General features: G+C 72.2%; 14 protein-coding genes and 2 pseudogenes. 6 read left to right on the forward strand and 10 right to left on the reverse strand.

Annotated features, from left to right (window positions below):
* Window position 1 precedes the first annotated feature (1 nt).
* Window positions 2-1,351 (forward strand): cytochrome P450, encoded by a 1,350-nt coding sequence (locus OG562_RS35925; RefSeq protein ID WP_266405559.1) that lies wholly within the window; start codon window positions 2-4, stop codon window positions 1,349-1,351.
* A 222-nt stretch (window positions 1,352-1,573) separates the two neighbouring features.
* A complete protein-coding gene (locus OG562_RS35930; RefSeq protein ID WP_266405561.1) occupies window positions 1,574-2,794 on the forward strand; it encodes a tryptophan dimethylallyltransferase family protein in 1,221 nt (406 codons plus the stop codon).
* Window positions 2,795-2,930: 136 nt separating this feature from the next.
* Here OG562_RS35930 and OG562_RS35935 read toward each other — a convergent pair whose 3' ends face one another.
* The 8 genes and pseudogenes from OG562_RS35935 to OG562_RS35970 all read right to left on the reverse strand — a co-directional run bounded on the left by OG562_RS35935 (window position 2,931) and on the right by OG562_RS35970 (window position 11,331).
* Window positions 2,931-4,217, reverse strand: a complete 1,287-nt coding sequence (locus OG562_RS35935) for an NAD(P)/FAD-dependent oxidoreductase (protein ID WP_266405563.1) — start codon at window positions 4,215-4,217, stop codon at window positions 2,931-2,933.
* A 287-nt stretch (window positions 4,218-4,504) separates the two neighbouring features.
* Entirely contained in the window at window positions 4,505-5,218 is a 714-nt protein-coding gene (locus tag OG562_RS35940; protein ID WP_266405565.1) for a GntR family transcriptional regulator, read from the reverse strand.
* Between the two features lie 177 nt (window positions 5,219-5,395).
* Window positions 5,396-6,397, reverse strand: coding sequence for a proline racemase family protein (locus OG562_RS35945; protein ID WP_266405566.1), 1,002 nt, complete (start codon window positions 6,395-6,397; stop codon window positions 5,396-5,398).
* A 58-nt stretch (window positions 6,398-6,455) separates the two neighbouring features.
* The gene (locus tag OG562_RS35950; RefSeq protein ID WP_266409701.1) at window positions 6,456-7,352 is read right to left on the reverse strand and encodes a dihydrodipicolinate synthase family protein; all 897 of its coding nucleotides are present in this window, start codon (window positions 7,350-7,352) and stop codon (window positions 6,456-6,458) included.
* Window positions 7,353-7,505: 153 nt separating this feature from the next.
* Window positions 7,506-8,879: pseudogene (locus tag OG562_RS35955) on the reverse strand (FAD-dependent oxidoreductase); the annotation flags it as partial.
* On the reverse strand, window positions 8,876-9,202 hold the full coding sequence (locus OG562_RS35960; RefSeq protein WP_266405567.1) for a (2Fe-2S)-binding protein: 327 nt from the start codon (window positions 9,200-9,202) through the stop codon (window positions 8,876-8,878). The pseudogene OG562_RS35955 and the gene OG562_RS35960, both read right to left, overlap by 4 nt.
* Window positions 9,199-10,353, reverse strand: coding sequence for an FAD-binding oxidoreductase (locus OG562_RS35965; RefSeq protein WP_266405568.1), 1,155 nt, complete (start codon window positions 10,351-10,353; stop codon window positions 9,199-9,201). Before OG562_RS35965 ends, OG562_RS35960 begins: the two co-directional genes overlap by 4 nt.
* 156 nt (window positions 10,354-10,509) lie before the next feature.
* Entirely contained in the window at window positions 10,510-11,331 is an 822-nt protein-coding gene (locus tag OG562_RS35970) for a hypothetical protein (RefSeq protein ID WP_266409703.1), read from the reverse strand.
* Between the two features lie 427 nt (window positions 11,332-11,758).
* Between OG562_RS35970 and OG562_RS35975 the strand changes: the two genes are divergently transcribed.
* Both OG562_RS35975 and fusA read left to right on the forward strand, forming a co-directional pair.
* Window positions 11,759-12,469, forward strand: coding sequence for a nucleotidyltransferase domain-containing protein (locus OG562_RS35975; protein WP_266405569.1), 711 nt, complete (start codon window positions 11,759-11,761; stop codon window positions 12,467-12,469).
* Between the two features lie 315 nt (window positions 12,470-12,784).
* Window positions 12,785-14,899: an elongation factor G gene (gene fusA, locus OG562_RS35980; protein WP_266405571.1), complete on the forward strand. Its 2,115-nt coding sequence runs from the start codon at window positions 12,785-12,787 to the stop codon at window positions 14,897-14,899.
* Window positions 14,900-15,008: 109 nt separating this feature from the next.
* On the opposite strand, the gene OG562_RS35985 is transcribed toward fusA, so the two are convergent.
* Window positions 15,009-16,790, reverse strand: a complete 1,782-nt coding sequence (locus OG562_RS35985; RefSeq protein ID WP_266405573.1) for a coagulation factor 5/8 type domain-containing protein — start codon at window positions 16,788-16,790, stop codon at window positions 15,009-15,011.
* 223 nt (window positions 16,791-17,013) lie between these two features.
* On the opposite strand from OG562_RS35985, the pseudogene OG562_RS35990 reads away from it, so the two are divergent.
* Both OG562_RS35990 and OG562_RS35995 read left to right on the forward strand, forming a co-directional pair.
* Window positions 17,014-17,586: pseudogene (locus OG562_RS35990) on the forward strand (family 1 glycosylhydrolase); the annotation flags it as partial.
* A gap of 107 nt (window positions 17,587-17,693) precedes the next feature.
* Window positions 17,694-18,554, forward strand: coding sequence for an alpha/beta fold hydrolase (locus OG562_RS35995; protein ID WP_266405575.1), 861 nt, complete (start codon window positions 17,694-17,696; stop codon window positions 18,552-18,554).
* Between the two features lie 38 nt (window positions 18,555-18,592).
* Here OG562_RS35995 and OG562_RS36000 read toward each other — a convergent pair whose 3' ends face one another.
* On the reverse strand, window positions 18,593-18,985 hold the full coding sequence (locus tag OG562_RS36000; protein ID WP_266405577.1) for an SCO5389 family protein: 393 nt from the start codon (window positions 18,983-18,985) through the stop codon (window positions 18,593-18,595).
* Window positions 18,986-19,011 lie beyond the last annotated feature (26 nt).

Below are 19,011 nucleotides of genomic sequence, written 5' to 3' on the forward strand. Positions count from 1 at the left end.
GATGGACGCCCAACCCACCGCCCCCGTGCCCCCTCCAGGGTGCCCGGCACACCACACCGGCGGCCGAGTGCCGCTCCACGGACCGGAGTTCGCGGCCGACCCGCAGGCCTACTACTCCTACCTGCGCCACTACGGGCCGACCGCCCCCGTCGAGCTCGCCCCCGGAGTCGAGGCCACCCTCGTCACCGACTACGGCTTCGCGCTCCAACTCCTCCAGGACTCTGGCTCGTTCCGTAAGGACGCGCGCCGTTGGCGGCACTTCAACGAGGGCAAGATCGCCCCCGACAGCCCGGTCGCGCCTGTCCTCGCCTACCGGCCCAACTGCATGTTCAGCGACGGCGCGGAGCACCTGAGGCTCCGTCAGGCGGTCACGGACAGCATGGCCCGCGTCGACTCGCGCAGGCTGAGCCAGAGCACCGAGCAGGTCTCCAACTACCTGATATCCCAGTTCGGTTCGCGTGGCTCGGCCGATCTGCTGGGCGACTACGCCAAGCAGCTGCCGCTGTTCGTGTTCAACGAACTCTTCGGCTGCCCCGCCGACATCGGCGACCGCATCGTCTTCGGCATCACCGGCATGTTCGACGGCGTCAACGCCGAGCAGGCGATGGGCGTGTTGTTCGGCGCCGTCGGCGAACTGGTGGCGCTCAAGCGGGCCAAGCCCGGCGATGACGTCCCCTCCTGGATGATGCAGCATCAGGCGAAGCTCACTGACGAGGAGATGGTCCACCAGATCGCCCTCCTCATGGTGGGAGGCAACGAACCGCTGCGCAACCTCATCGGCAACACCCTCCACCGCCTGCTCACCCACGACGCGTACGCCCACCAGGGCGGTCTGATCGACGAGGCGATCGACGACACGCTGTGGGAGAACCCGCCCATGCAGAACCTCGCGCCGCACTACCCGGCCTCCGACATGGAGTTCGCCGGGCAGAAGCTGCAGGCCGGCGACCTGGTGCTGGTCAGCTTCGCCGCCGCCAACACCGGCCCGGCGCTGACGGCCGCGCGTCAGGCGGGCAGCAACCGCGCCCACCTGGCGTGGAGCGCGGGCCCGCACGCGTGCCCGTCCAAGGAGCCCGCACGGCAGATCACCGTGACGGCCATCGAGAACCTCCTGAACAAGCTTCCCGACGTCGAACTCGCCGTCCCCACGGAGAGCTTGACCTGGCGACCCGGCCCCTTCAACCGGGGTCTCGCCGTGCTGCCCGCCAAGTTCACCCCGGTCCAGCCCGTACGTCGTCCGGCGGCTCCCGTCCGCACCGAGGCGCCCGTGCGACAGGAGCAGGCCCCGACGGGTGGCAGGGGTGAACGCAGCGGCGTCTGGAGCCAGTTCCTCAACTGGCTGACGAGGTGATTCACACAACACCCGTCAACTCTCCACCACTGCATGACGATTCAACCTCAGGGGTAGTGAGGAACGCGGCATTCCGTGTTACTCACGAGTCAGAGGAGGTGTCGTGGACCACATATCCACCGACGCCGTTTTCATACCACCACCCATCGTCGTGCACCCCCAGATACCCGCCTCACCAGGCGGGTATCTTCTTGTCCGTCCCTTCCCGCCGGCGGAGGACCGGTGACCCCCGGCAGAGGCGGAAAGAACGGTGCTCCGCGCGTTCCCCGCGCGGACACGCTCGGCGGCCATACGGCCCGTCAGCTCATGCGGCTCGGCGAGATCGCGGGCCTGACCGGAGCCGACTCCAAGGTCTACGCGCGGACACTCGTCGAGGCGCTGGGCCCCGTGGCGCAGCGGCCGCTGGAGCTGCCGCCGGCCAGCGACAGCTTCCTCTCCGACGACCACACGCCGGTGGAGTTCTCGCTGTCCTGCGAACCGGGCGCGGCGCCGACCCTCCGGGTGCTGCTGGAGCCGGGGTCCGGCGCCGACGGCCTGGCCGGGAACGGGCGTACCGGACTACAGGTCCTGCGCGAGCTGGCAGGACGCTGGGGCATCACGACCGACCGGCTCGACGAGCTGGAGGACCTCTTCTTCCCGGCCGCCGCCGAGGGGCCCCTGGCGCTGTGGTGCGCGCTGGAACTCCTTCCCGGCGGGGTCCCCAAGGTCAAGGCGTATCTCAACCCTGCGGCGTCCGGACAGAGACGTGCGGCGAAAACCGTACGGAAAGCGCTGAAGCGGCTCGGTCACCGGGAGGCGTTCAAGGCGCTGCCCGAGGGCGATCGCCATCTGTTCTTCGCGCTGGACCTGGGGGAGTGGGCGGAACCCCGGGTGAAGGTCTACCTCGCGCACAACGACCTGTCGGCCGTGGAGGCGGGCGGCCTGTCCCGTATGGACGGCGGACCCGGACAGGCGGAGATCGAGGAGTTCTTCCGCATCGCGGCCGGCCCTGACACCGACCCTGACACCGACACCGTCCCTGACATCGACACCGGCATCGACCCCGACACGGGCCCCGACATCGATGCCGGGGGAGGGCTGCGGTCGCGGACCGTCCGCCGGCCCGTCCAGAGCTGTCACGCGTTCACCGAGGCGGGAGCGGCCCTGCCGAGCGGCTTCACCCTCTACATTCCGGTGCGGGACTACGTACGACACGACGGCGAGGCCCTGGCCCGGGCCACGGCGCTGTTCGGCCGCTACGGCATGGATCCCGCGCCGGTGCTGCACGCCGTGAAGGCCGTCACCTCCCGGCAGCCGGAGGACGGCGTGGGGCTGGTCGCGTACCTGGGGCTGGCCCATCAGCAGGGTCGCCCGCCCCGGGTGATGACGTACCTCTCCTCGGAGGCGTACGAGGTCCGGCCGCCCGCCGTGCCCCTGCCCGTAGAAGCCATGACCGGCCGGTAGCCCGCCGAGACACGTTGAGAAAACGGGGGAAACGGCGGAAACGGGGGACCGCCGACCATGGGGAGCTGGGGAGCTGGGGAGCTGGGGAGCTGGGGAGCTGGGGAGCTGGGGATCGCCGCCGACCGCCCACCGGCCGTCATTCCTCGCGCAGTTCCTCCAGGTAGGGGACCACGTCGACCTGGATCGACGCGCTCTGCGCCTGTCCGTACTGGCCGGCGATGCCGCTCAGGTAGGCGCCGATCTCCTTGCGCATGACCTCCGGCTCCGGCAGCGCAGCCTTGCCCGCGACGACGCGGGCCACCCAGCGCGCCTGGGCCTCTACGAGCCGGGTGATGGAGCCGTGCGGACGGACCAGCCCGATGAAGTGCAGACCGGGGTGCTCGGGTGCGACGACGCGCTTGTAGAGCTCGACCGAGCCCTGCGGGCCGATCGGACAACCGGCGGGCAGGAACGGGTAGGCCATGCGATATCCCGTGCAGTAGACGATCGCGTCGGCGTCCGCGGACGTGCCGTCGGTGAAGACCACCCGGTCGCCGTCGAGGAAGTCGATGCCGGGCTTGGGGGTGACCCCGCCGTGGCGTATGCGGGTGAGGATCTCGTCGGAGATGGTCACCGCCGAGGCGAAGATCGGGTGATCCGGCTCGGGCAGACCGTAGTCCGAGAGCTTGCCCCGGGCGACGAGCAGGGCCTGCTCGATGAACCGGCGCTGCTCCTGCAGCGACATGCTCGTCCACCACGGGGCCTCGGCGACGTCGTCCAGGGGCATGCCGAAGAGCTGCTTGGGCAGGATGTGCAGGCCCCGGCGCACGGAGAGGACGGTCCGCGAGGCGTACCGGGAGACGTCCGCGGCGACGTCCACCGCCGAGGCGCCGAGTCCTACGACGACGACGCGCTGCCCGGCGTAGTCACTGCCGTCGCGGTAGTCGAGCGCATGGAGAATCGTTCCCTTGAAACCGTCGGAACCCGGTGCCGGAGCGGGCAGGGTCGGCTCGGTGTTGTGCCCCGAGGCGACGATCACCTGCGTGAACTCGCGTGAGCTGCGGGTCCCTCGGGCGTCCCGGCTGACGACCGTCCACGAACCGTCGGCCGTCCGCCGTACGGACTCGACGGTCGTCCCCAGTTCGATGCGGTCCCCTACGTCGGCCCACTCGGCGAAGGAGCGCAGGTAGGCGGCGACGTCGCTGTGCCGGGGGTAGACAGGGTACGACGCCGGCATCGGAAAGTCGGCGTACCCGGTCAACTGCTTGTTGGTGTTGAGGTGGAGCGAGAGATAGCCCGGGCCGCGCTCGCCGGCCTGGGGTTGCCGCCAGAGCCCGCCGACGTCGGGCGCCTTCTCGAGACAGACGAAGTCGACGCCCTCGGACTTCAGCGCATGCGCCGTCGCCAGCCCCGACAGACCTGCACCGATGAGACACACACTCACGGTCGCCCCCACAGAAAAGACACCATCCTTTCGCGCACGGGCAATTGACTGCCCATCCGGCACATCCGTCACGCGCCCGCCACCAGCGACAAGGATCACAGAGGCACCCTCGCGGCCCGGGTGCCGGACGAACTGAAGAGGGGTAGCGGGCAGAGGGGACGGAGGGGATGGAAGGGGCGGAGGGGATGGAAGAGACGGAGGGGATGTAAGGGACGGAGGGGATGGAAGGGGTACAGGCGGCTGGGGGCTGGGGGCTGGGGGCTGGGGGATGTCGGGTGTCGAGTCGCCTACTTGGGGGCGGAGGCCCACAAGCCCCGCACATGTCCCAGATGTCGTGTCATGACCTCGCGCACGGCCTGCTCCTCGCGGGTGGACAGGGCGTCCAGGAGCTCCAGATGCTCCTCGGCGGAGGCCAGCAGGCGGCCCGAGGCGGAGAGGGCGGTCAGGCCGTAGAGGCGGGCGCGGCCGCGCAGATCGCGGACCACCTCGACGAGGTGGGCGTTGCCGGCGAGGGCGAGCAGGCCCAGGTGGAAGCGGGTGTCGGCCTCGACGTACGCGATGAGGTCGCCGGCGACCGCGGCGGTGACGATCTCCCGGGCGGCCGGGCGCAGCGCCTCCAGGGACACCGGGTCGGCGGTCGTCGCCAGCGCTGTCACGGTGGGGATCTCGATGAGCGCGCGGACGTGCGTGTACTCGTCGAGCTGCCGGTCGGAGACGTCCGTGACCCGGAACCCCTTGTTGGGGACCGCGTCGACCAGGCCCTCCTTCGCCAGGTCCAGCATCGCCTCGCGCACCGGGGTCGCCGAGACGCCGAAGCGGGCGGCCAGGGTCGGCGCCGAGTACACCTCGCCGGGCCGCAGTTCGCCCGCGATCAGCGCGGCCCGCAGCGCGTCGGCGACCCGCTCGCGGTAGCTGCTGCGCCGGCCGCCGAGCATGGGCAGGGCGGGTGCGGCGGGCGGAGCGGGCACTGCGGACGGGCCGCTGTCGCGCGGGACGGTCATCGAGGGTCTCCAGGGAACGGGCTGTGCTGTGGCGTGCTGCGGCGTGCCGAGGCGTGCGTGCTGTGCCATGTCACGTGCCACCAGTATCTACGGCTTCCGACGGCTTCCGACGGCTACCGACGGTCTCCTGTCGCTTCTGACGGCTTCAGATGCCCACGGCTCGCGGCGCCCGGCCCGTCAGAGCACGAAACCGGCCGGGAACGGGTCCGTCGGGTCCAGCAGGTACTGGGCCGTGCCGGTGACCCAGGCCCGGCCGGTGAAGCTGGGCAGGACGGCGGGGCGTCCGGCGACCTCCGTCGTGCCGAGCAGCCGTCCCGTGAAGCGGGTGCCGATGAAGGACTCGTTCACGAACTCGGTGTGCAGCGGGAGTTCGCCCCGCGCGTGCAGTTGCGCCATGCGTGCGCTCGTCCCCGTACCGCAGGGGGAGCGGTCGAACCAGCCCGGGTGGATGGCCATCGCGTGCCGGGAGTGCCGGGCGGTGGAGCCGGGCGCGTGGAGATGGACGTGGCGGCAGCCGCGGATGGACGGGTCCTCGGGATGCACCGGCTCGTCCTTCGCGTTGATCGCCTCCATCAGCGACAGGCCGGCCCGCAGGATGTCGTCCTTGCGGGCCCGGTCGAAGGGCAGCCCGAACTCCTCCAGCGGCAGGATCGCGTAGAAGTTGCCGCCGTACGCGAGGTCGTACGTCACCGTGCGGCCGTCGGCCAGGGTGGCCTTGCGGTCCAGGGCGACGGAGAACGACGGCACGTTCTGCAGGGTCACGGACGTGGCCGCGCCGTTCTCCACCGTGACCTCGGCGACGACGAGTCCGGCCGGGGTGTCGAGACGGATGGTGGTGACCGGCTCGACGACCTCCACCATGCCCGTCTCCACGAGCACGGTCGCCACCCCCATCGTGCCGTGCCCGCACATCGGCAGATAGCCGGAGACCTCGATGTAGACGACGCCCCAGTCGCAGTCCGGCCGGGTGGGCGGCTGGAGGATCGCGCCGCTCATCGCGGAGTGCCCGCGCGGCTCGTTCATCAGCAACTGCTTGATGTCGTCGCGGTGTTCACGGAAGTACAGCCGCCGCTCGTTCATCGTCGCGCCGGGGATCGTGCCGATCCCGCCGGTGATCACCCGGGTGGGCATGCCCTCGGTGTGCGAGTCGACGGCGTGCAGGACGAGTTTGCTGCGCATGAAGTCCCTCTCCGGTGAAGTCCCGTTCCCATTCGGTTGGTTCTGGCAGGCGCCGCGGTTACGCCAGACCTGCGGCGACGGCCTTCTCGGTGGCCGCCCGGACGGCCGCCTCCTGCTCCGGCAGCAGCGGGACCCGTGGCGGCCGGCAGCGGCCGCCGTGCCGTCCCACCACGTCCATCGACAGTTTGATCGCCTGGACGAACTCGACGCGAGAATCCCAGCGCAGCAGGGGATGCAACTGCCGGTAGAGGGGCAGCGCGGTGCTCAGGTCTCCGCTCACCGCGGCCCGGTACAGCTCCACCGAGGCCCTCGGCAGCGCGTTGGGGTACCCGGCCACCCAGCCCTTGGCGCCCGCCACCGCCAACTCCAGCAGCACATCGTCGGCGCCGATCAACAAGTCCAGTTCCGGGGCGAGTTCGGCGATCCGGTAGGCGCGGCGGACATCGCCCGAGAACTCCTTCACCGCCTGGATGTGCCCCTCGCCGTGCAGGCGCGCCAGCAGCTCGGGCACCAGGTCGACCTTGGTGTCGATCGGGTTGTTGTACGCCACGACCGGCAGCCCCGCCTCGGCGACCTCCGCGTAGTGGGCCACGACAGCGCGCTCGTCGGCGCGGTAGGCGTTCGGCGGCAGCAGCATGACGGCCCCGCAGCCCGCCTCGCGCGCCTGCTCTGCCAGGCGGCGGGACTCCGCCGACCCGTACGCGGCGACCCCGGGCATCACCCGCTCCCCGCCGATCGCGGCCACCGCCGTCTCCACCACCCGGGCACGCTCCTCGGGCGTGAGCACCTGGTACTCGCCCAGCGAACCGTTCGGTACGACGCCGTCGCAGCCGTTGGCCACCAGCCAGGCGCAGTGCTCGGCGTACCGGTCGTAGTTCACGGTGAGGTCGTCGTCGAGCGGGAGCGCGGTGGCGACGAGGACACCGCGCCAGGGGCGGTGCTGGGGGGTGGTCATGGAGAGGATCCTCCCTGTGTCATGTGACATATCACTAGGGCGTGTCGGTGCTGGTGCTGGTGCCGGTGTCGGTGTCGAGGTGCGGGGTGCCGGTGCCGAGGTGCCGGGGGCCGGATCTGAGGTGTTGGGCTCCGGTGCCGGATCGGTCGGCGTCGCCAGCACCCCGAGCGGTACGGGCCGCGCCAACAGCCGGCGCGCGGGAACGAGTTCGCAGCCCGCGACGCCGGCGACCCCCGGCTCGCACATCCGGCCCTGGCACCAGCCCATCCCGGCCCGCGTCAACAGCTTCACGGTGCGCAGATCGCCCGCGCCGAGTGCGCCGACGGCCTCGCGGACGGCCCCGGCCGTGACCTCCTCGCAGCGGCACACGACCGTCTCGTCGGTCACCTGCTCCGCCCAGCGCCGGGGAACGGCGCAGGCGGCGTCGAGTGCGGCGAAGAAGGCCCGCAGCCGGGTACGGGACCGGGCGGCCGGCGCCCACTCCCGCGGGTCGGGTTCCGTTCCGCTCAGCCGTGCCGCCGCCGACCGCCCCGCGATGTGGCCCTCGGCGAGCGACAGGGCCGCGCCGCCGATCCCGGTGGTCTCGCCCGCGGCCCAGACGCCGGGGACGTCGGTGCGCTGCTCGTCGTCGACGTGCACGGCCGCCCCGTCGAGACGGCAGCCGAGCCCCTCGGCGAGATCGGTGTGCGGCGACAGGCCGTGTCCGACAGCGAGGGTGTCGCAGGCGAGGCGACGTGCGGTGCCGGGCGCCGGCCGGCCCTCGGCGTCGAGCGCGGCGACGGTGACCGACTCCAGCCGTTCGACGCCGTGCGCCTCCAGCACCGTATGACGGACCTTCAGGGGGATGCGGTGACGCAGGAGTCGGGATGTGTAGGCGGCCCCCTCGGCGAGTTTGGCGGGGGCCGCCGCCCAGGCTCGGGGGCGGCGTAGGAAGCGGCTCGGGTCGGATGACTCGACCAGGGCGACCACGTGGGCGCCCGCTGCCGCGAGGCCGGTCGCGACGGGCAGGAGGAGGGGGCCCGTGCCGGCCACGACCGCCGTGCGCCCCGGCAGGGCGAGGCCGCCCTTGAGCAGGGCCTGGGCGCCGCCCGCGGTGACCACTCCGGGCAGGGTCCAGCCGGGGAACGGCAGGACCTTCTCGTATCCGCCGGTCGCCAGCAGCACCGCGTCGGCGCGGACCGCGACGGACTCCCGCTGCTCCGGTCCGAGCAGGGCGTGCACGGTGAATCCGGCCGACTCCCTTTCCACACACCACACATGACGGTCACTCAGGTGCGAGACGCGACCGGCGGAGAGGTGTACGTCGAGGCCGGCGCGCAGGCGCTCCCAGGTGCGCCACTGGTGGTGGAGCGCCTGGGGGCGCAGGGCGCCGAGGCCGCGCGCGGGCTGCCGGTAGAACTGGCCGCCCGGTTCGGCGGCGGAGTCGATCAGCAGCACGCGTACACCGCGCGCGGCGGCGGCCAGGGCGGCCGCGAGCCCGGCCGGGCCGGCCCCGATCACCGCGAGCACCGGGCTGCGCTCGGTCATCGCGGCCCGTCCTCTGCCTCGTGCTCGCCCGCGTGGCCCGTCCCCTGCTGCGTACGGACGTCCGCGCCCGGCTCGGCGGGCACCAGACAGGCCCGCTGGTTGGGGCGGCCGTCGACGGTCACCAGGCAGTCGAAGCACACGCCGATCCCGCAGAACACCCCACGCGGCCGTCCCTCGCCCCGCGTGCTGCGCCAGGCGACGACGCCCGCCGACCAGAGCGCGGCGGCGACCGTCTGCCCGGGCAGCGCCTCGATCTCCCGCCCGTCGAACGTGACGGTGAACGCGGCGCCGGGACGGGCCCGGGCCAGCTTCAGGGGGTTCACTCGGATGCCTCCCTGCCGAAGCGGTCGGGTCGGAACGGTGTGAGGTCCAGCTCCGGGTTCCCGCCGGTCAGCGCCTGCGCGATCAGCTGCCCGGTGCCGGTCGCGAGGCCGATCCCCGCGCCCTCGTGCCCGCAGGCGTGGAACAGGCCCGGCACCCGAGGGTCGGGGCCGACGGCGGGGAGGTGGTCGGGCAGGTAGGGGCGGAAGCCGAGATACGTGCGCATCGCCCGTACGTGCTCGAGGAACGGGAACAGCCGGGTCGCCCCCGCCGCGAGAGCCCGTACGACGGGCAGCGAGAACGACCGGTCGAAGCCGACCCGTTCGCGGCTCGCGCCGATCAGCACGGGTCCGGCGGCGGTGCCCTCGACGACCGGCGAGGTCTGCAGGGCGGCCGAGTCGCTGGCCACGTCGGCCACGTAGTCGGCGGCGTACACCTTGTGCCGTACCCGGCGCGGCAGCGGCTCGGTGACCAGGACGAAGCCGCGGCGGGGGAGCACGGGGAGCCCGACCCCCGCGAGCGCGGCGACCTGGTCGCCCCAGGTGCCGGCCGCGTTCACCACGGCCGGGGCGAGGAGGTCGCCCCGGTCCGTCCGTACGCCCCGCACGGCGCCGTCGGCGTCGCGCAGCACCCGGGTCACCGTCCGCCCGGTCTCCAGCCGCGCTCCCGAGGCCCGTACCAGGTGGGCGGCGGCGAGGGTGGGCATGACCTGCGCGTCCTGGGGATACAGGACGCCGCCGGTGAGGCCGGGCGCCAAGTACGGTTCCAGATCGGGGAGTCGGTCCGGTCCGACGGGGACCGTCTCCACTCCGGCGGCGCGTTGTCCGGCGGCCAGGTCCGTCAGGGCCGTGAGGCCTTCGGCCGTGGAGGCGACGACGAGCCCGCCCTTGGGTTCGAACTCCACTGTCGGTCCCAGTTCTTGGGCGAGTTCCCGCCACAAGCGGGCCGAGAGCAGGGCGAGTTGCAGTTCCGGGCCGGGTTCCTTGTCGGAGACGAGGAGGTTTCCCTCGCCCGCGCCCGTCGTGCCGCCCGCCACCGGGCCGCGGTCCACCAGGACGACGTCGAGCCCGGCACGGGCCGCGTACAGGGCGCAGGCGGCGCCCACCATGCCGGCGCCGACGACCACGACGTCACCGCTGGGTCGATTGGTCACGCCAGTAATATGTCACATGGTTCTGAGGGGAGGAAGAAGGCCGCTCGCCCGGTCGGAGGACGGACGGCGGACCACCGCCCAGCCGAATCGCCCAGCCGAGCTGCTCGGCCGAATCGCCCAGCCGAGCTGCTCGGCCCGGCCGTGCGGCCGGACCGCTCAGTCGAACTCGCTGGGATCCGCCTTCGGGGTGCGGCCCGCCTGGACGTCCTTCAGCCGGTGGGTTCCCTGCTTCACCGCGTCCTCGGTGCTGTCGTGGTCGGCTCCGTCGAGGCCGCCGTTGGTGACCGTGATCGCGTCGGCGCCCACCTGGACGACGGCGACGTCCAGGGTCAGGGTGACCGGTGAGCCGTCGGACGTGCCCTGGACCGTCACGGTGAGGCCCTGACGGGCGTCGCCCTCCTTGGGCAGTGAGGCCTCGACGACCTGGACGGTGCGCTTGGAGCCGTCGGAGGCGTTCGCCGTGAACTGGTCGCAGGAGTCGGGCAGCGTCCCCAGCCAGTCCATCGACTTGTCGAGGTCGGCCTGCTTGTACGCGGCGACCTGGTACAGCAGCCGGGAGTCGCCCTCGGTGAAGCCGGTGAGGGCCGACGCGCCGGACGGCCGGCCCAGCAGGTCGTCGTCGTAGAGCCCGTCGAGCAGGCGCTGGCAGTCGGCGGCCTGCGTCTTGGCGGTGAGGAAATCCGCCGTGTCGACCTCGCCGATGAGCAGGGAGTCCTTCCAGGTCGAGGCGTCGTCCACCTCGGTCCAGGCGTCCTCCAGCTCCGCCTCGTCGATCAGCGCGGTCTCGGCGCCGGCCTTGGTGAGGGGCGCCGTGGACGCGGTGGGGGACTTGGTGGGGGACTTGGACGGGGAGGGCGTGACGGACCGTTCGGCGACGGGGGAGGCAGCGATGTCCGAGCCGGTCGACTCGTCGTCGTCCCCGCCGGAACAGGCCGCCGTGACGAGCAGCGCCCCGGCGGCCAGGGCGGCGGCCAGCACCCGCACCGGGCGGGACGGACGGGTCGGACCCGCCGGGCCACAGGGCCGGGCCGGAGAGGGCGGACGGGACGACGGGCGATCGGTGGGCACGGGTACCTCCTGAAGGCGGGGCGGGAACGGCTCCCTGGTGCGTGCGCGCCCCGGGAGGAGCGGCGGGCGGCTGTCTCTGCCCCTCCACGGCACCACCGGCCCGGCCGCGCGACCAGCGCACTGTGCCGAACGGGTGAACGGGCGCAGCAACGGCCGCTTCGCCGGGGGGATGGGGCGGACGGCCGGGCGAGGCCGGGCAGGGCCGGGAAAATGCCAGGTGGGCCGGGCGCAGGCCGGGGCATGATGGAGGGCCCGCCGCCCCTGCCGTGGCGGCGGGCGATCACCGTCGGGGTAGGCCGCCGGGGAGGACCATCAGGGAAGATCATCGGGGGCACCTGTGACCGTCGCCAACATCCTGCTGTCCGGCATCGTCGGCTCGACCGCCTACGGACTCGCGCACGAAGGGTCCGACGTGGACCGCCTCGGCATGTTCGCGGCCCCGACCGAGGAGCTGCACGGCCTGCACCGGCCGAAGGAGTCCCACGTCAGCACAGCCCCCGACAGCACCCTGCACGAGGCCGCGAAGTGGTGCCGGCTCGCGCTCAGCGGCAATCCCACCGTGATGGAACTCGTCTGGCTGCCCGACGAGTTGTACGAGGTGCGCACCCCGCTCGGCGACGAACTCATCGCCATCCGGACGACGTTGCCGAGCGCCCAGCGGGTCCGGGACGCCTATCTCGGTTACGCCACCCAGCAGTTCCGCCGACTGCAGAATCGCAACGACGGCTCCCAGGCCGACGACTCCCAAGCCGAAGCCTCCGCGGACACAGGCAAACGGACCGCGAAGCACGCCCGCCACCTCAAGCGACTGTGCACCCAGGGCTACGACCTGTACGCCACCGGGCAGTTGACCATCCGCGTCGAGGACCCGGAGAGCTACCACCGGTTCGGCGAACAGGTCGCCGCCGACCCCGACTCCGCGCTGCCGCTCCTGCGCGACTTCGAGGAGCGGTTCGACCGGACGCGCAGCGTTCTGCCCGAACAGCCCGACGAGTCTGCCGCGGAGGCGTGGCTGCGCGGGGTGCGGCGGCACTTCTACGCGTCCTGACGAGCGGGACGGGCAGCAGCTCCACGGGTTCCGATAAATCGCGTGCGGCGCGGACCCGTTCCTCTCTACCCTTGCCGAGGACCGAGCGCCGCCCACGACTGGGCTGCGCGGCACTGTGACGAACGAGGGGAGCCGGCCATGCGTGACTTCACCGCTGTCGTCGTCCCCTCCTCTCGCCACGAGGTGATCCTCGTGTCTTCGTCCGTCCGGTGTCCGCTGCGCGGCCGGCACCGGATGGCCTGACGTACGCACCGACGCACGTCCGGGGAATCGCGCTGCCCGTTTCTCCAAGAACACCCCGAAAGGCCAAGGGCCGTGCGCAGCAACCTCGACCTTCACCTCGCCGCCGTGCGCAATCTGGGCATCCTCGCCCATGTCGACGCAGGCAAGACCACCGTCACCGAGCGGATCCTGTATGCCACCGGGACCACGCACAGGCGCGGCGAGGTCCACGACGGCACGACCGTCACCGACTTCGACCCTCAGGAGCGAGACCGTGGAATCACCATCTTCGCCGCGGCCGTCAGCTGCGACTGGGACGGTCACCGCGTCAACCTGATCGACACGCCCGGGCACGTCGACTTCGCCGACGAGGTGGAGCGTTCCCTGCGCGTGCTGGACGGGGCGGTCGCGGTGTTCGACGCCGTCGCGGGCGTGGAACCGCAGAGCGAGTCCGTGTGGCGGCAGGCCGACCGGCACGGCGTGCCGAGGATCGCGTTCGTCAACAAGCTGGACCGGGCGGGGGCCGACCTCGACGCGGCCGTGGCGTCGATCCGGGAACGTCTCCACCCGGTTCCGCTGGTCGTCCAGCTGCCGATCGGCACGCAGGACGCCTTCACCGGCGTCGTGGACCTGCTGCGCATGCGGGCGCTGACCTGGGACGACGGCAGCGAAACGGCCGTCGAAGGGGACGTACCGCAGGCGTTGCGCGAGGAAGCGCTGCGTCGGCGTCGGCTGCTGGAGGAGGCCGTGGCGGAGCGGCACCCGGCCGCGCTCGAGGAGTTCTGCGACCGGGAGACGCTCTCCGCCGCGACCCTCGCGGCCGCTCTGCGCGATCTGACCCACACCGGCGACGGTGTCGTCGTGCTGTGCGGCTCGGCCTACCGCAACCGCGGCATCGAACCGCTGCTCGACGCCGTCGTCGCCTATCTGCCGTCACCCCTGGACGTGCCGGCTGTACGCGGTATGCACGAGGGCGTGGCTGATGCGCACGAGGGACGCGAGGGAGCGGAGGGGGCCGGCGAGGAACGTCCCGCCGACCCCGCCGCGCCGTTCGCGGCTCTCGCGTTCAAGGTCGGCGCCACCTCCACGGGCCGGCTCACCTATCTGCGGGTCTACTCGGGCACGATCGAGAAGGGAGCCACCGTGTGGGACGCGAGCGCGCGCCGCACCGAGCGGATCGGCCGGATCCTGCGGGTGCAGGCCGACCGGCACGCCCCGTTGGAGCGGGCGGTCGCCGGGGACATCGTGGCCGTGATCGGGCTGAAGTCGGCCCGTGCGGGCACGACCCTGTGCGCGCCGGACGCCCCGATCGTCCTCGAACCGCCCGGCGTCGCCGACCCGGTCGTCTCCGTGGCCGTCGAGGCACGTCGCAGCACCGACACCGAACGGCTGGTGTCGGCGCTCGCCCGACTGGCCGAGGAGGACCCCTCGTTGGTCGTGCGGACCGACCCCGAGACCGGGCAGACGGTGCTGTCGGGCATGGGCGAACTGCACCTCGAGGTCGCGGTGGAGAAGATCCGTCGCACTCTCGGACTGGACGTCAACGTGGGCCGCCCGAGGGTGACGTACCGGGAGACCGTTGTGCGCGGGGTGTCCGGCCTGGTCTTCCGACACGTCAAACAGGACGGCGGGGCAGGGCAGTTCGCGCACGTCGTGCTCGACGTCGAGCCGCTCGGCACGCAGGACGGCTTCGCGTCCGGCACGCAGGACGGCTTCGCGTTCCGCTCCGCCGTCGTCGGCGGACGGGTGCCGCAGGAGTACGTCCGTGCCGTCGAGGCCGGCTGCCGGGACGCGCTCGCCGAGGGTCCCCTCGGCGGGCACCCGGTGACCGGGCTGCGGGTCACCCTGACCGACGGGGCCACCCATGTGAAGGACTCCTCGGAGACGGCCTTCCGCACCGCGGGCCGGCTCGCTCTCCGGGAGGCCCTGCGCGGCTGCGCGATGGCGTTGCTGGAACCGGTCGTCGAGGTCACGGTGACCGTGCCCGAGGACGCCGTCGGGGCCGTCCTCGGCGATCTCGCGGCCCGGCGCGGCAGAGTCACCGGCTCCTCCGTGCGCGGCGGCGCCGCGGTGGTCACCGCCACCGTGCCGCTCGCGGAGCTGTTCGGCTACGCGACCCGGCTGCGCAGCCGCACCCAGGGCCGCGGCGCGTTCACGGCCCGGCCCACGGGGTACGCCCCGGCGCCGAGCCCCGCTCTCGCGCCGTAGCCGCGCCACTGGTCCGGCCCGGTGGTCCCGCCCGTACCAGGGCGGGACCACCTCGGCGCTCTCCTATCACAGTTGAGACATCGTCAGATGTCCCGCTCCACACGAAGCGTCAGGGATACGACACCACCGTCGACGGCACGGTCGACGTGCCGGACGTCGGCGTTCCGGTCTCGTTGACGACATGCTCGTACTGGCCCTGACCGCCGAGCGAGACCACCAGCAGGTCGTGGAACTTCACCCCCGACCGGTTCGGCGCGGCGAAGCCGTTGTGCTGCACGATCGTCGGGTCGACGTTGTAGTAGCAGTAACTGCCCAGCCCCCAGCCCTCGTGCACGGTCACGGCGTCCCCGACCCGGTAGGCGGCGTACCCCTTCACGGACCCGTTCTGGATCGCCGCCTGGTTCGGGGCGTCGTACGCCTTCTCGTTCTGGTAGAAGATCGTCCGGCCCCGCTCGCCGAACCACTGCACGTCGTACTTGTTGAAGTGCTCCACGAACAGGCCGGTGGCGAGCACGTCGGAGCCGTTGACGACGACGCCGTAGTCGGCCCGGTTGGTGTCCCAGCCGACGCCGGCGCCGTGGTCGGCGCGCCAGACCCAGGTGTGGTCGACGATGGTGTGCCGACTGTTGATCACCATGCTGGTGGTGGCCTTGCCGGCGCCCGCGCCGCCGATGCGGATGAACACGTCCTGGACGGTGGTCGGGTTGGCCGAGTGGTCGCGCCACGCCCCGCTCGGCCCGACCTCCAGCAGTGTCGGGGAGTTGACCGGTCCGGCGTCGATCAGGAAGCCCGCCAGCCGTACGCCGTCCACGTCGGCGACCTTCAGGGCCGTAACTCCGTTGTCAGGGACGAGAGTCGCATAACCCAGGCCCAGGACCACCGTGCCCGCGCGGTTCACCTGGATCGGCTGGTCGAGGTGGTAGATCCCCGGTGTCAGCAGCAGGTGGAGGCCTTCGGTGAGCGCCTGGTTGAGCGTGGCCGCCGTGACGCCCGGCTTCGCGACGTAGAACCGCGACAGGGACAGCGAGGTGCCGCGCGGTGTGCCGTTGCCCCAGGTCACTCCGCTCGCGTTGGTGCGCTTCTCCGGGAGGAAGACCCGGTATTCGCTGCCGTCGAGGTAGAGGAAGGGCTTCTCGCGGGAGATGGGCGTCGTGGCCAGGGTGGTGTACGGCGGGTTCGGGAAGCTCTGCGCGGGCGCGCTCTGGACACCCGAGAACACCATGTTCCAGACGCCGTTGAGCCAACTGCCGATCACGCTGTCGCGGGTGTACCACTGCTGCTGCGAGTACGGCCCGACCTGGCCGTCGATCCGGCTGTCGGCGATGTAGCCGCCGCTCGCCCAACCGTAGCCGGTGGGGGAGAGGTTGAGGTCGCCGCGCACATGCATACGGCGGAAGGGGGCGGCCTGGGCGACGGCCCAGCGGTTGGTGCCGTTCGCGGGGACGAGCGCGAGGTTCTCCGCCGAACGCCAGAAGTTCTGCGTCGCGTTGCCGTTGAACCAGCCCGCGTCGACCGTCACGTCGCCGTTGATGGTCGTGTCGTCGGGGGAGAGGCCGAGGCCCGCGATGGAGGTGTAGAAGCCGAGTTGGGCGTTGAGACCGCTGTAGGTGCCGGGCTTGAACAGCAGTGCGTAGCGGCCCGCGCCGAACTGGGCCGACTCCTGCTGGGCGAAGATCTGGTCCAGCTTCGCCTGGATGCCGGAGGTCGACGGGTCGAAGACGATGACGTTGGGGCCGAGGTCGCCGCCGCCCGGCAGGGCGCGCGGGCACTTGACGCGTGAGGCGGCGACGGCCGGCGCGGAGCCGAGTGCGGCCAGCGCGGGCGCGGCGGCCGCGGCGGCGAGGACGGTTCTGCGGCGCGGTGCGGAGGAATCCGAGGAGGTGTGGGGCATGGTCGCGGCTCTCCTGGGTCGGGACGGGCACGGCGGCTGGTCGGTGGGAACGGCTCATGCAGGAAGGACGTTCAGCAAGCGCGTTCAGTAAGCGTGTTCGGCAAACGCATTCAGGAAGTGAACTCGCGCGGTCCTGAGAGCGCTCTCACGCCACTGAATGCTTCAACTACCCGAACGTGCGCGTCAAGAGGCGCGACCGGAGTTCCCCCGCGGCGCTGGAGCAGCAGGCATGCGGGACGTGTACGGCGTCGAACTCCCCGAAGAGCCGGGCGACTTGGCGACGATCGCCGCACCGCTGGACTGGCTGGGCCTGAACTACTGCTTCCCGGCGACGGTCGCCGACGACCCGGGCGGCCCGGCCCCGCACGCCCGTTCCGTCCGCCGGCCCGGCGTCCCGCGCACCGGCATGGACGGGGAGGTCGACCCGGGCGGCATCGAGACGCTCCTGCTGCGCCTCACCGACGAGTACGGCGCGCACCGGCTGTAGGTCACGGAGAACGGTTCCGCCTACCCGGACGCCGTCCGCCCCGACGGCGCCGTCGACGACCCCGACCGCCAGACCTACCTGACCGCCCACCTGACCGCCTGCGCCTCCGCCGCCCGCAAGGGCGCCCCGCTGGCCGGCTACTTCGCCTGGTCCCTGCTGGACGACTTCGAGTGGGCGTACGGCTACGACAAGCGCTTCGGACTCGTGCACGTCGACCACCGCACACAGGCGCGCACGATCAAGGGCGCCGGACGCCACTACGCGGAGATCATCCGCAGGCATCGGGAGGGGGTGCGGAGGGCGGCCTGAGTCTGCCTGAGGGGGGCGCGGGTGCGGGTGCGGGTGCGGGGCTCCGGCCTGCGGTTCCCCACGGGAACTCGGTTGCCCGCCGTTTCCTCCGCTGAGAGGCTCGCCCCATGCCGACCTTCACCGCCCCCGACTCGACCCGCCTCGCCCACCACGAGTCGGGGGACGGCCCGCCGCTGGTCTGCCTGCCCGGCGGCCCCATGCAGTCCGCCGCCTACCTGGGCGACCTCGGCGGCCTCACGTCCCACCGTCGGCTGATCAGGCTGGACCTCAGAGGCACCGGCGAGTCGGCGGCCCCGGCGGACACCGCGTCGTACCGCTGCGACCGCCAGGTCGACGACGTCGAGGCACTGCGCGAGCACCTCGGGCTGGAGCGGATCGACCTGCTCGGGCACTCCGCAGGAGCCAACCTGGCGATCCTCTACGCGGCCCGGTACCCGGACCGGGTCGCCAGCCTGCTGCTGATCACCCCGAGCGTGTACGCCGTCGGCCTCGACGTCACCGCCGAGGACCGCCTCACGACAGCCCGCCTGCGCCGCGACGAGCCGTGGTTCGCGACGGCGTACGCGGCGCTGGAAGCGGTCACGGCAGGCCGGGCCGCCCCCGACTCCTGGCAGGCCCTCGCCCCCTTCTTCCACGCCCGCTGGAACGACGAGGCCCGCGCCTTCGACGCGGCCGGCGACCGCGCGAAGAACCCTGAGGCGGCCGCCGTCTACACCGCCGAGGGCGCCTTCACCCCCACCGCGACCCGCGAGACCCTCGCCGCCCTCCCCGCCCCGGTCCTCCTCCTCGCCGGCGAGACGGACCTGGCCGCTCCGCCCCGGGTGATGCGGGAGTTCGCGGGGCTGTTCCCGAAGACCGAGTTCGTGGTGCAGGCGGGGGCTGGGCATTTTCCCTGGCGGGACGATGCCGAGGGCTTCGTGTCGGCGGTGGAGGCGTTCCTGGGCGTGGGGACCGGCCCGGGGGACTGACCGGTTCAGGCACGCTCACGAAGAGGGCGGCCGGAGGGCTAGCAGTCCCTCAGCTCCGCCGACTGGTTCAGCACCTGTGCCCGCGCGGAAGTGAACCGCGCATAGGTCTCCCCGTCCCGCGCCCCCGGGCGGAACGCTGCCACCCGGTGGCAGTTCTGGAAGGCCAGGGCCACGTCGAAGTGGCGTTCCAGGCTGGTGCGGATGGCGTCGCTGGCGAGGGCGCGAAGGAGTTGGCCGCGTTCCTGTTCGGAGGCGGGAGGGGTCTGGTTGTCGGTGAACTCGCCGATGCCGGCGTGGAGTCGGGTGGCGAGGGAGGCGACGAGGTCGTACGCGTAGGGGAGGGACGTGCGGACGGTGTCCACGAAATCCTCCTCGCGGACGGCGCCCGCTTCGGCCTCGGCGAGGAGCTTGGGGGAGACGTCGAGAGACATGTGTGTCCTGTTCTTCTGGTTCTTCT

Source organism: Streptomyces sp. NBC_01275 (genome assembly GCF_026340655.1).
In the GTDB taxonomy this organism is placed as follows: domain Bacteria; phylum Actinomycetota; class Actinomycetes; order Streptomycetales; family Streptomycetaceae; genus Streptomyces.